Origin of the sequence: Rhodoferax sp. WC2427 (genome assembly GCF_040822085.1) — a bacterium.
Classification (GTDB): Bacteria; Pseudomonadota; Gammaproteobacteria; order Burkholderiales; family Burkholderiaceae_C; genus Rhodoferax_B.
On the sequence record NZ_CP162006.1, the window covers coordinates 3,036,074 to 3,048,735 of the forward strand.

At 65.1% G+C, this 12,662-nt stretch carries 8 protein-coding genes; 4 read left to right on the forward strand and 4 right to left on the reverse strand.

From position 1 onward, the window contains the following. The first annotated feature begins 9 nt into the window (after positions 1 to 9). From AB3G31_RS14335 to AB3G31_RS14345, 3 genes are all read left to right on the forward strand, one after another. Positions 10 to 2,595 (forward strand): circularly permuted type 2 ATP-grasp protein, encoded by a 2,586-nt coding sequence (locus tag AB3G31_RS14335; protein ID WP_367846758.1) that lies wholly within the window; start codon positions 10 to 12, stop codon positions 2,593 to 2,595. Between the two features lie 3 nt (positions 2,596 to 2,598). Beyond that, positions 2,599 to 3,597, forward strand: a complete 999-nt coding sequence (locus AB3G31_RS14340; RefSeq protein WP_367846759.1) for a transglutaminase domain-containing protein — start codon at positions 2,599 to 2,601, stop codon at positions 3,595 to 3,597. Positions 3,598 to 3,679: 82 nt separating this feature from the next. Beyond that, entirely contained in the window at positions 3,680 to 4,138 is a 459-nt protein-coding gene (locus AB3G31_RS14345) for a RidA family protein (protein WP_367846760.1), read from the forward strand. Between the two features lie 4 nt (positions 4,139 to 4,142). Here the strand turns inward: AB3G31_RS14345 and AB3G31_RS14350 are convergent, their stop codons facing one another. The 4 genes from AB3G31_RS14350 to AB3G31_RS14365 all read right to left on the reverse strand — a co-directional run bounded on the left by AB3G31_RS14350 (position 4,143) and on the right by AB3G31_RS14365 (position 11,299). Next, positions 4,143 to 5,948, reverse strand: coding sequence for a methyl-accepting chemotaxis protein (locus AB3G31_RS14350; RefSeq protein WP_367846761.1), 1,806 nt, complete (start codon positions 5,946 to 5,948; stop codon positions 4,143 to 4,145). 89 nt (positions 5,949 to 6,037) lie between these two features. Then, positions 6,038 to 8,368, reverse strand: a complete 2,331-nt coding sequence (gene parC, locus AB3G31_RS14355) for a DNA topoisomerase IV subunit A (RefSeq protein WP_367850354.1) — start codon at positions 8,366 to 8,368, stop codon at positions 6,038 to 6,040. A gap of 130 nt (positions 8,369 to 8,498) precedes the next feature. Continuing rightward, positions 8,499 to 9,293: a lytic transglycosylase domain-containing protein gene (locus AB3G31_RS14360; RefSeq protein WP_367846762.1), complete on the reverse strand. Its 795-nt coding sequence runs from the start codon at positions 9,291 to 9,293 to the stop codon at positions 8,499 to 8,501. A 20-nt stretch (positions 9,294 to 9,313) separates the two neighbouring features. Beyond that, the gene (locus AB3G31_RS14365; RefSeq protein ID WP_367846763.1) at positions 9,314 to 11,299 is read right to left on the reverse strand and encodes a DNA topoisomerase IV subunit B; all 1,986 of its coding nucleotides are present in this window, start codon (positions 11,297 to 11,299) and stop codon (positions 9,314 to 9,316) included. A 76-nt stretch (positions 11,300 to 11,375) separates the two neighbouring features. Between AB3G31_RS14365 and AB3G31_RS14370 the strand changes: the two genes are divergently transcribed. After that, positions 11,376 to 12,599, forward strand: coding sequence for an MFS transporter (locus tag AB3G31_RS14370; RefSeq protein ID WP_367846764.1), 1,224 nt, complete (start codon positions 11,376 to 11,378; stop codon positions 12,597 to 12,599). Positions 12,600 to 12,662: the final 63 nt, after the last annotated feature.

The window sequence follows — 12,662 nt, forward strand, 5'->3', positions numbered from 1 at the left end:
CAAATGCCGATGTCAGAAGACCCCCGCGCACTGGCGTCGGCACTGGCACGTCCAGCACTGGCCGGGCACTTCGACGAACTGCGCGGCAGGTCGCGTCCCGCCGATGCACCGGCCCCCAAAAACCCCGAAGAAGAAGGGCCACTCACCACCGAATGGGGGGAGTTCTTTGAACAGCTCGGCTCCAGCGGCTTTGCCGACCTGAACCACCGCACCGAACAACTCCAGCGCCAGATCCACGACAACGGCGTGACCTACAACGTCTACGCCGACCCCGACAACCCGCAGCGGCCCTGGTCGCTCGATCTGTTCCCGATGATCGTCTCGCCCGAGAGCTGGAAACGGATCGAAGCCGGCGTGCTGCAGCGCGTGCGCGTGCTCGACCGCGTGTTGGCCGACATCTACGGCCCGCAACAGCTGCTGGCACGCGGCCTGCTGCCACCCGCGTTGGTGCAAGGCCACCCTGGCTATCTGCGCCCCATGCATGGCGTGCAACCCCTGGGCGGCACCCACCTGCACATCACCGCGTTTGACCTGGCGCGTGGCCCCGACGGCAACTGGTGGGTGGTGTCGCAGCGCACCCAGGCCCCCAGCGGGCTGGGCTATCTGCTGGAGAACCGCCTGTCGATCTCGCGGCTGTTTCCGCAGGCCTTTGAATCCATGCACATCCAGCGGCTGGCCTCCACCTACCGCAGCCTGGTCGATGGCCTCAAACGCATGAGTCCGGCGGGCAAGGACGCGCATATCGCCCTGCTGACCCCCGGCCCGTACAACGAAACCTATTTCGAACACGCCTATCTGGCCCGCTACCTGGGCCTGACCCTGGTGGAAGGGAGCGACCTGACGGTGCGCGACCAGCGCCTTTACCTCAAAACGCTCAAAGGCCTGGAGCCGGTGCACGGCCTGGTCAAGCGCCTGGACGACCAGTATCTGGACCCGCTGGAGCTGCGCCCCGACTCGCGCCTGGGTGTGCCCGGCCTGATGCAGGTGGTGCGCGCCGGCAACTTGGTAATGGCCAACCCGCCGGGCTCGGCGTTTCTGGAGTCGCCCGCATTGCTGGGCTTTTTGCCAGCCCTGTCGCGCCATGTGCTGGGCCAGGAGTTGCTGCTGCCCGCCCTGCCCACCTGGTGGTGCGGCGAACGTGCGGCGTCCGATGCCGCCCTGCCCGAGCTGGCCAACAGCGTCATCAAGCCGACCTACCAGGGCGCGGCGAGCCGCCGGGCCTTTGATGCCGTGCTGGGCCGCACGCTGTCGCGCCGCGAGCTCGACGAATGGGCCGGCCGCATTGCCCGCCAGGGCGACGAATACACAGTACAGGCCTACCTGCCGCTGTCGCAAATGCCGACCTGGAACGCCCACCCCAACCACCCGGCACGCATTGCACCGCGCTCCATGATGCTGCGTGTGTTTGCCGTGTCGGACGGGCCACAGTCCTGGCGCGTCCTGCCCGGTGGGCTGGCACGCATGGTCAATTCGCGCGATAGCGTGGCCTCCATGCAGCGCGGCGGCAGCAGTGCCGACGTGTGGGTCAAAACTACCGGCGCGGTAGACCGCACCACCCTGCTGCAGGCCAGCCTGTCGCCCGAGGTCGTCACTCGGCGCAGCCACCGCGTGACCAGCCGCGCCGCCGAAAACCTGTTCTGGCTGGGCCGCTACGCCGAGCGCACCGAGAACAGCCTGCGCCTGGCCCGCGTGACGCTGGAAGGCCTGGGCGGCGAGGACCAGACCGCCACCCCGCTGCTGGTGTGGCTGCACGACATGGCGACCCGCCACGGCCTGGTGCTGGCGGCGGTGCCGTCCCCCCTGCAGGCCCGCCGGGTGTTTGAACGCTCACTGATCGCCGGGCTGGCCGACCCCAGCGCCGTGCCCAGCGTGGGCTACAACCTGCGTTCCATCAAACAGGTGGCCTCCAAGCTGCGCGAACGTCTGTCGCAAGAGCACTGGAACGTGATCGTGCGCGCTGAAGACAAGTTCTTCAGCCGTTGCGCCAAGAACGCCAAGGATGGCGACTTCTCCCCCATGGAAGCGCTGCGCGTGCTGGAAGCCACCAGCACCCACCTGGCCGCCATGACCGGTGCCCAAACCGACCGCATGACCCGCGACGACGGCTGGCGCCTGCTCAGCATTGGCCGCCACATCGAGCGCCTGGGCTTTTTGTCCACCGCCCTGGCGCGGGGTTTCAAGGCTGGTTCGCTGGCCAACACCGGTGGCTTCGAAGCCATGGTGGCGCTGTTTGACAGCACCATCACCTTCCATTCGCAGTACCAGCAAAGCCGTGATGTGGCCGCACTGGTCGATTTGCTGGTGCTGGACCGCGACAACCCGCGCTCCCTGGCCTGGGTGGCGCACACCTTGCGGGGCCGTCTGGCCAAGCTGGCAGGCAGCCCGGCAGGCGTACTCAGTCCCATGTCGAACAAAGTACTGTCGCCCGACGCATGGGACCTGGCCGAGCTCTGCAGCGTCGATGCCCAGGGCCACTACACGGTGCTGACCGACCTGCTGGCCCAATGCAGCCAATGCGCATTTGATATTTCAGACGAAATCAGCGCCACCTACTTCACCCATTCACGGGACGCAAAAACCAGTCTGGGGGCGTGAGCCATGCAACTTGAGATCACCCACGAAACCCACTACTCCTACCAGCCCGCGGTAGAGACGGCGCAGCACGTGGCGCATTTGCGCCCGCCCAGCACGCCCCACCAGCAACTGCTGAGCCACACCCTGACCATCACCCCCACGCCCAGCCAGCTCACCCAGTCATTGGACGTATACGGCAACCTGTGCTCGTTCTTTGCACTGCAGGCCGTGCACGACGAACTCAGCGTGGTGGCCCGCAGCCTGGTGCGCACCAGCATGCCGGTGTGGCCCAGCAGCGCCCTGACCTGGGAGCAGGTGCGCGAGCGCTTTCGCTACCGGGCCGGGGCCCAGTTCAGTGCGGCTTCGGAATTTGTCTTTGCCTCGCCCTACGTGCCGCGGCATCCGGATTTTCTGGCCTATGCCAAGCCCAGCTTCGGCCCCGGCGTGCCCCTGCTGGCCGCCGCGCAGAACCTGATGGAGCGCATCTACGACGACTTCACCTACTCGTCGGAGAGCACCGAGGTCAACACCCCCGCGGTCGAGGCGCTGGCGCTGCGCAAAGGCGTGTGCCAGGACTTTGCCCACATCATGGTGGCCTGCTGCCGCGCCATGGGCCTGCCTGCGCGCTACGTCAGCGGCTACCTGCTGACCCACCCCGCCCCGGGCCAGCCCCGGCTGATCGGCAGCGACGCCTCGCATGCCTGGGCCTCGGTGTATGTGCCCGACCAGTCGGGCGACCTGGGCTGGTGCGACTTCGACCCCACCAATAACCGCGCCCCCGGCGACGACTACGTTACCCTGGCCACCGGCCGCGACTATTCCGACGTATCACCCATGCGCGGCGTGATCCACGGCGGTGCCAGCCACATCCTCAGTGTGGCCGTCACGGTGATGCCTCTGGAGCCCGTGAGCCCGCCGCCGCCGCGCCCGGCGCGGGCCAGCCAGAACAGCGATGGATCGTCGCAGTCCCAATCGCAGAGCCAAAGCAGCAGCTGGCAGCCTCCCACCCAGCAGTGGCAGTAAATTGCCCATACTACATAATTCATAGCTGCTCGTGCTTATAGGATAAGCACGAAAGGCCCATTTAACCCCTAAAGGAAGATCCATGGACATTTACGCCAAGTTGCAAGAGCTCAACATCACCCTGCCCCCCATCGCCATTCCGGCCGCAGCCTACGTGCCATTTGTGCAAACCGGCAAGCTGGTGTTCCTCAGCGGCCATATCGCCAAGAAAGACGGTGCGGTGTGGGTCGGTCAATTGGGCAAGAACATCGCCACCGCCGAGGGCAAAGATTCCGCACGGGCGATTGCCATCGACCTGCTGGGTACGCTCCACGCCGCCGTGGGCGACCTGAACAAGGTCACGCGCATCGTCAAGCTGATGTCGCTGGTCAACTCCACCCCCGACTTCACCGAGCAGCACCTGGTCACCAACGGTGCCAGTGAGCTGCTGGGCGCGGTGTTTGGTCCGGTCATCGGTGCCCATGCCCGCAGCGCTTTCGGCGTGGCGCAGATCCCCATGGGGGCCTGCGTCGAGATCGAGCTGATCGCTGAAGTAGCCTGATCGGCTAGAAGCTTTCCCAGTCGCCTTCGCCGCCTGCAGCAGCAGGGGCGGCAGCGGGCCTGGCCTTCGGCGCCGCCAGGGAGCGGGCTGCAGGGGCGGCTTTGGGGGCGGTGCGCACAGGGGCTGCCACCGCAGCGGGCTTGGCGGGCGCGGGTTTCGCGGCCAGCGGCTTGTTCGGCAACCGGGCAGCCGGGGCCCGTGGTGCTGGCGCGGCCAGCGGGGTGTGCCGTGCGGGGGCGGCCACGGACCGACCGCCGTGCACCGACGCATTCACCTTGAACACCGCCACGGCCGTGGCCAGTTGGTCGGCCTGCTCGCGCATGCTGGTGGCGGCCGCGGCGCTTTCCTCGACCAGGGCCGAGTTTTGCTGCGTCATCTGGTCCAGATTGACCACGGCACGGTTGATCTCGTTGATGCCGGTGCTTTGCTCGGTGGCCGCGGCGGTGATTTCGCCGACGATGTCGGTCACGCGTTTGACCGACTGCACGATATCGCTCATGGTGCTGCCCGCCTCGGCCACCAGCCGCGCGCCAGACTCGACCTTTTCCACCGAGCTGCCGATCAGGCCCTTGATCTCCTTGGCCGCCTGGGCGCTGCGCTGCGCCAGGCTGCGCACTTCGCTGGCCACCACCGCAAAGCCCCGTCCCTGCTCACCCGCACGGGCGGCTTCCACGGCGGCATTCAACGCCAAAATATTGGTCTGGAAGGCAATGCCGTCGATCACACCGATGATGTCGGAAATCTTCTTGCTGCTGGCGTTGATCTCCTCCATCGTCACCACCACCTGCTTGACCACTTCTCCGCCCTTTTTCGCCACGCTGGACGCGCTGGCTGCCAGCGAGCTGGCCTGGTTGGCGTTGTCGCTGCTCTGGCGCACGGTCTGGGTCAGGTGGTCCATGGAGGCCGCGGTTTGCTGCAGGTTGCTGGCGGTCTGCTCGGTACGGGCCGCCAGGTCGTTGTTGCCGCTGGCGATTTCGGAACTGGCAGTGGCAATGCTGTCGGTGCTTTGGCGCACCTGGTGAACCATGCGGCCCAGGGACAGGCTCATCGTGCTCAAGGACCGCAGCAGATCGCCAAACTCGTCCTTGCGCGCCGAATCCAGCGGCATGCTGAGATCGCCCTCGGCGATACGGGCCGCGGCCTCGTTGGCCAGGCCCAGTGGCTGCTGGATGCTTCGGATCAGCCAGACGGCCCCGGCCAGCAAGCCCATCACCAGCAACGCCAGGCACACACCGATAATTTTGTACAGCAGCGCGCGTTCGGCGTTGGACTCGGCATCTGTCTGCGCCAGGGCCTGTTCCTGCATTTCCACAAACTTGCGCTGGTGCCCCAAATAGGTACTGACCGCGGCTTTGACTTCGCCTTGCAGCAGCGCCAGCGCTTCCTCGGTTTTGCCGTCCTTTTTGAGCTGCTGGGCGCGGGCCCGGCTGTCGAGCACCTTGGTCCGGGCGCTGGCGATGGTGTCGAGCTGGGCTTTGTCGCCCGGGCTCAGATCCATCGCGGAAATGCTCTTCTGGATCTCGGTAATCTGCGCGCTGGTGGCGGTAGTAGGCTCCTTGAAAGCCGCCGCCACGGCGGGATCGGAGCTCAACAGGGAAGCCTCGGCACGCAAGGCATTCAGGCTGGTCAGACCCGCCCAGCGGGTGGACTGGAGCACGCGCTGGTCCATGGCAGCCTGGGAGGTCTGGGTGCGGGCCTGCAATGCCATGGAGCGGTAACCGGCCACCCCGGCCAACACCAGCAGTGCGACCACGATGGCTCCCACGGCCAGCCAAAGTTTCGCGGCTACGCGCAAGTTGCTGAAGTTCATGGTATTTCCTAGTTATGCAAGATTTGTCTGCCACACAAATTGTGACAGATTCACCCACCAGGAAATAGCCTGAACACCCTTAGAAAGACCTATTCGACCCGCGTTACGCTGCCCGGTTTAAAGCCCAGGTCGGCCAGCTTGCCCTTGCGCCCGCGCACCGCCCGGGCATTGTTCAAACTGCGGATCTCCAGCGTCTCGGAGCGGGGCTTGGCACCACGCCCCACGCCGTCGATGCGGATGCTGCGGGTGTAGGCCGCGGCACCGGCCAGGGTGTCGGCATCTTCCAGCGCAATCAGCATCAGGCCGCGCCCGCCCTTGGGCTGCAGTTTCAGCTCAGAAATCTCAAAAGTGAGAATCCGCCCGCCGGTGGAGGCACAGGCCACGTGGGTGGCAGGCAGCACCGGCTGGCTGCCGCTGGAGCCGCTGGCGTGGGACGGCGGGTTCACCGTCTCGCCCTCGCCCACGGTGATGAAGGCCTTACCGCTCTTGTTGCGGGCTTGCATGTCGTCCACGGTGGCCAAAAAGCCGTAGCCGCCCGAGCTGGACAACAGCAGCGTGGCGCTGCCCGGCCCGGCAAAGTAGTGCGCCACCTGGGTGCCACTTTCCAGCTCGATCAGGGTGGTGACCGGTTGGCCATCGCCGCGCGCGCCAGGCAGCGAGGCCACGGGCACGGTGTAGACACGGCCCACCTTGTCCTTGGCCGTGCCAAACACCAGCAGGGTGTCCACGCTGCGGCATTCAAAAGTGCCGTACAGCGCGTCGCCGGATTTGAAGCTGTATTCGGCCCCGCCCTCCTTGGCCCAGCCCTTTTGAGCCCGGACCCAGCCTTTTTGCGAAACTACCACGGTCACAGGCTCATCGACCACCTTGACTTCGACCACGGCGCGCTTCTCGGCCTGGATCAGGGTGCGGCGCGGGTCGGCAAAAATCTTGGCATCGGCCTCGATTTCCTTGACCATCAAACGGCGCAGCACGGTGGGGTTGGCCAGCAGCTCTTCCAGCTTGGCCTGCTCTTCGCGCAGGGTTTTCAGCTCCTGCTCAATCTTGATGGCTTCTAGCCGGGCCAGTTGGCGCAGGCGGATTTCCAGGATGTCCTCGGCCTGCCGGTCGCTCAGGTTGAAGCGCGCAATCAGCGCCGCCTTGGGCTCGTCGGCCTGGCGGATGATGGCAATCACCTCGTCGATGTTGAGCAGCACAAGCTGCCGCCCCTCCAGGATGTGGATGCGCTCCAGCACCTTGTCCAGCCGGTGCTGGCTGCGCCGCTGCAGCGTGGTCTGGCGAAAGGCGATCCATTCCTGCAGCATCTGCCGCAGCGACTTCTGCATCGGCCGCCCGTCCAGCCCGATCATGGTCAGGTTGACCGGCGAGGAGGTTTCCAGGCTGGTGTGGGCCAGCAGCGCGGTGATCAGCTCCTGCTGCTGGGTGCGGCTGGTCTTGGGCTCGAACACCAGGCGCACCGCTGCATCCTTGTTCGATTCGTCGCGTACCACGTCCAGCACCGACAGCACCGAGGCTTTGAGCTGGGTTTGCTCCAGGCTCAGGGCCTTTTTACCGGACTTGATGCGCGGGTTGGTGAGTTCTTCGATTTCTTCCAGCACCCGCTGGGTGCTGACACCGGGTGGCAGCTCGTTGACCACCAGCTGCCACTGGCCGCGCGCCAGTTCTTCGATCTTCCAGCGGGCCCGCACCTTGAGCGAGCCGCGCCCCGTACGGTAGGCGTCGGCAATGTCGACGCTGCTGCTGATGATCTGGCCGCCACCGGGGTAGTCCGGGCCGGGCACGATGGCAAACAGTTCTTCTTCGCTCAGCTGCGGGGTCTTGATCAGCGCCACGCAGGCATCGGCAATCTCGCGCAGGTTGTGGCTGGGGATTTCGGTGGCCAGGCCCACGGCGATGCCGCTGGCACCGTTGAGCAAATTGAACGGCAGGCGGGCGGGCAACTGCTGCGGCTCCTGGGTGGAGCCGTCGTAATTGGGCACGAAATCCACCGTGCCTTCGTCGATTTCGTCCAGCAACAGGCTGGTGATGCGCGCCAGGCGGGCCTCGGTGTAGCGCATGGCGGCGGCACCATCGCCGTCGCGGCTGCCGAAGTTGCCCTGGCCGTCGATCAGCGGGTAGCGCTGGCTGAAGTCCTGCGCCATGCGCACCAGGGCGTCGTAGGCCGCCTGGTCGCCGTGCGGGTGGAAGCGGCCCAGCACATCGCCGACCACGCGGGCACACTTGACCGGTTTGGCCCCGGTGGCCCCGTTGGCACCACCAAAGCCCAAACCCATGCGCGACATGGAATACAAAATGCGCCGCTGCACCGGCTTCTGCCCGTCGGTCACGTCGGGAATGGCGCGGCCCTTGACCACGCTCAGGGCGTATTCCAGGTAGGCGCGCTGGGCGTAGCTGGCCAGGCTCAGGCCGTCGTCGTCCATCGCGGGTTCAGGGGTGTCGTCCGGCGGCAGCAAGGGCGGATCTTCTGGCAAATCCAGTTCGGGTTGGTCGGTCATGGAGGGTAGAGAAAAAGAAAGACAGCGGCATGCAAGGCCGCAAGAGCGAAAAACCTCAGGGCAAACCGGCCACCGATGGCAGATTGCCCCGGCCCGCGGCACCGCCCGAAAGCTCCATACGGATACGCGAAGGCAGGCGGCGCTGTTCGGCCAAGGCTGCGGGTGGCTTGAGTCCGTTGTAGAGCTGGAGCACGGTTTTCACGTAGGCCTGGGTTTCCTTGTAGTTGGGAATGCGGTTGCCCGCCCTTTGCACCGCGCCCTCGCCTGCGTTGTACGAGGCCACCGCCAGGTCCAGCTGGCCGGGAAACATGCGGATCAGGTCGCTGAGGTAGCGTGCGCCAATACGGATGTTGGTTTTGGGGTCAAACAGCTTTTGCTCGATGCTGAGCTTGGCATCGCCCACCAGGCCATAGCGCTCGGCGGTGGCAGGCATGATCTGCATCAGCCCTACAGCGCCCTTGGGCGACACGGCGGTGCTGTTGAAGCCCGACTCGGCCACGATCAGCGCCTGCAACAACTCATAGTCCACGCTGAGCTTGCTGGAAGCCTCGCGCAGATGCTGTTTGACGAGCTTGTAGCTGGGCGAAATATCAAAAAAAGCCAACAGCTTGGGCGGCGCGGAGGGCACCTCCGCCGCCCCATCCACGCTGGCCGCCTTCAGGCCCTGGGTGGTGTCAAAGCTCTCGTTGCCCTTGTAGAACAGCTCGTAGCGGTCGTCCGTGCGCTCGGTGGCAAAGTGCGCCACGCCCTGCGGGTCGATATAGCCCCACACGTCTGCCAGGGCTACATGCTGCACTATTAATAGCAGAAAACCTATACAGGTTGAGCGGTAAAGGCCTTTTTTATTCATAAATTGATAAGACGTTGAGATTAAACGTCGAGTTCGACCGTATCGCCATGCAACTCCATGAGCTCGCGCCGCGATGCGGCTTCGCCCTTGCCCATGAGTTTGGTGATTAGGCTTTCGGTCTGGGCGAAGTTAACACTGCCCAACTGTACCGGCAAGAGGCGGCGGGTGTCGGGGTTGAGGGTGGTGTCCCACAACTGCTCGGCATTCATCTCGCCCAGGCCCTTGAAACGGCTGATGCTCCAGGCCCCTTCGCGCACGCCTTCCTTGCGCAATTTGTCCAGGATGGCGCTGCGTTCGCCTTCGTCCAGCGCGTAGGCTTTGGAGGCCGGCTTTTTGCCGCGGGCCGGCGCATCCACCCGGTACAGCGGTGGGCGGGCTACAAACACGTGGCCGGTTTCGATCAGTTTGGGGAAATGCCGGAAGAACAGCGTCAGCAGCAGCACCTGGATGTGGGAGCCGTCCACGTCCGCGTCGCTGAGGATGCAGATCTTGCCGTAGCGCAGGCCGCTGAGGTCGGGCGTGTCGTTGGGGCCGTGCGGGTCTACGCCGATGGCCACCGAGATGTCGTGGATTTCGGTGTTGGCGAACAGCCGGTCGCGCTCCACCTCCCAGGTGTTGAGTACCTTGCCGCGCAGGGGCAGTATGGCCTGGCTTTCCTTGTCGCGGCCCATTTTGGCGCTGCCCCCGGCGGAATCGCCCTCGACCAGAAACACCTCGTTTTGCGCCAGGTCCTTGCTTTCGCAGTCGGTGAGCTTACCGGGCAGGACGGCCACGCCGGAGCCCTTGCGTTTTTCGACCTTTTGCCCGGCCTTTTGGCGGTACTGGGCGGCCTTGATGGCCAGTTCGGCCAGCTTCTTGCCGTAGTCCACGTGCTGGTTCAGCCACAGCTCCAGAGTAGGCCGCACAAAGCTGGACACCAGGCGCACCGCGTCACGCGAGTTCAGGCGTTCCTTGATCTGGCCCTGGAACTGCGGGTCCAGCACCTTGGCGCTGAGCACAAAGCTGGCGCGGGCAAATACGTCTTCAGGCAGCAGCTTGACGCCCTTGGGCAGCAGGGAATGCAGCTCGATGAAACTTTTCACCGCCGTGAACAGACCGTCGCGCAGGCCGGATTCGTGGGTGCCGCCGACGCTGGTGGGGATCAGGTTGACGTAGCTCTCGCGCATGGGCGCGCCGTCTTCGGTAAAGGCCACGCACCACTGCGCGCCCTCGCCTTCGGCAAAGGTGTCGTGGCCGCTGTCGGCAAAGCCTTCGCCTTCAAACAGCGGAATCACCGGTTCGCCGTTCAGGGTTTGGGTCAGGTAGTCGCGCAGGCCGCCTTTGTAGGCCCAGGTCTGCACATCCTTGGTTTTCTCGATGGTCAGCGTGACCGTGACACCCGGCATGAGCACGGCTTTGCTGCGCAGCAGATGGGTCAGCTCGGCCATGGGCAGGGCGGCGGATTCGAAATATTTGGGGTCGGGCCAGACGCGCACGCTGGTGCCAGATTTGCGGTCGCCCGCCTCGGCCTTGCGCACCAGCAGGGGCTGCACCACGTCGCCCGCGGCAAACACCAGGTGGGCTACCGAACCCTCGCGGTACGAGGTGGCCTCCAGCCGCAGCGCCAGGGCGTTGGTCACGCTCACGCCCACGCCGTGCAGGCCGCCCGAGAAGCTGTAGGCCCCGCCTTTGCCCTTGTCGAACTTGCCGCCCGCATGCAGGCGGGTAAACACCAGCTCGATCACCGGGGCGTTTTCTTCCGGGTGCATGCCAAACGGGATGCCGCGGCCATCGTCTTCAATACCCACCGAGCCGTCGGCAAACAGCGTGACACGGATCTTCTTGCCGTGGCCCGCCAGCGCCTCGTCGGCCGCGTTGTCCAGCACTTCCTGGATGACGTGCAGGGGGTTGTCGGTGCGGGTGTACATGCCCGGTCGCTGCTTGACGGGCTCCAGGCCCTTGAGGACTCGGATTGAGCTTTCGGAATAGGCGGGGACAGCGGGGATTGCAGGATTTTGGGTGGCCATATTTTTTAGATTGTAGAGCACTGGATGCAACCACAGTTACGCCCAAGGTTTCGGCCAAACTGGGTACAGTCGTAGGATGAATGCACAGAAAAATCCTCTTTCACTCACCCAATTACTCATTTGTGGCGGTGCCATCGTCACCCTGTCCATGGGCATCCGCCACGGCTTTGGCCTGTGGTTGCAGCCCGTCACCCAGGCCCAGGGCTGGACCCGCGAAACCTTTGCCTTTGCCATCGCCATCCAGAACCTGACCTGGGGCATCAGCGGCGTGTTTGCAGGCATGCTGGCCGACAAGCTGGGTGCTTTCAAGGTGATGCTGGTGGGGTCCTTGTTGTACGCGCTGGGCCTGGTCGGCATGGCGCACGCGTCCACACCGCTGCTGTTCACACTGAGCGCGGGCGTTCTGCTGGGGATGGCCCAGGCGGGCACCACCTATGCCGTGGTGTACGGGGTGATCGGGCGCAACGTGGCCGCCAACAAGCGCTCCTGGGCCATGGGCATCGCGGCGGCGGCGGGTTCGTTTGGGCAGTTTTTGATGGTGCCCACCGAGGGGCTGCTGATCAGCCAGCTGGGTTGGCAGCAGGCATTGGTGGTGCTGGGCGGTGCGGCCTTGCTCATCATGCCCCTGGCCTGGGGCCTGCGCGAGCCCGGCTTTGGCGGCACCCACGCGGTGCCGCGCGACCAGACGATTGGCGAGGCGCTCAAGGAGGCCTTCAAATACCCCAGCTTCCAGTTGCTGATGGCGGGCTATTTTGTGTGCGGCTTCCAGGTGGTGTTCATCGGCGTGCACATGCCCAGCTATCTGCGCGACAAGGGCTTGTCGCCCCAGGTGGCCAGCTATGCGCTGGCGCTGATCGGTCTGTTCAACGTGTTTGGCACCTATGCGGCGGGAACGCTGGGTCAGCGCATGCAGAAGAAGACCATTCTGTCGTTCATCTACTTTGCGCGTGCGGTGGCCATCAGCATCTTCTTGCTGGCGCCGCTGTCGCCCGCCAGCGTCTACGTCTTTGCCGCCGTGATGGGCGTGCTGTGGCTGTCCACCGTGCCGCCGACCAACGCCGCGCTGGCGCAGATCTTTGGCATCCAACACATGTCGATGCTCAGCGGCTTTGTGTTTTTGAGCCACCAGATCGGCTCCTTCATGGGCGTGTGGCTAGGCGGCTTCCTGTACGACCGCAACGGCAACTACGACATGGTCTGGTACATCGCCATCGCCCTGGGCGTGTTTGCCGGGCTGGTGAACCTGCCGGTGAAAGAAGCCCCCATCCGCCGCGCCGGTGCGCTGGCGCAGGGGGCCTGACACCATGGCCAAGCCCCTGGTCTGGTGGTGCATCGCCCTGGCCGCGCTGGCCGGGGTGTTTGC

Coding starts and splice junctions, on each gene's coding strand:
- AB3G31_RS14365 (WP_367846763.1), bottom strand. CDS start 11,299: ATGGCCACCCAAAATCCTGCAATCCCCGCTGTCCCCGCCTATTCCGAA.
- AB3G31_RS14370 (WP_367846764.1), top strand. CDS start 11,376: ATGAATGCACAGAAAAATCCTCTTTCACTCACCCAATTACTCATTTGT.
- AB3G31_RS14340 (WP_367846759.1), top strand. CDS start 2,599: ATGCAACTTGAGATCACCCACGAAACCCACTACTCCTACCAGCCCGCG.
- AB3G31_RS14345 (WP_367846760.1), top strand. CDS start 3,680: ATGGACATTTACGCCAAGTTGCAAGAGCTCAACATCACCCTGCCCCCC.
- AB3G31_RS14335 (WP_367846758.1), top strand. CDS start 10: ATGTCAGAAGACCCCCGCGCACTGGCGTCGGCACTGGCACGTCCAGCA.
- AB3G31_RS14350 (WP_367846761.1), bottom strand. CDS start 5,948: ATGAACTTCAGCAACTTGCGCGTAGCCGCGAAACTTTGGCTGGCCGTG.
- parC (WP_367850354.1), bottom strand. CDS start 8,368: ATGGACGACGACGGCCTGAGCCTGGCCAGCTACGCCCAGCGCGCCTAC.
- AB3G31_RS14360 (WP_367846762.1), bottom strand. CDS start 9,293: ATGAATAAAAAAGGCCTTTACCGCTCAACCTGTATAGGTTTTCTGCTA.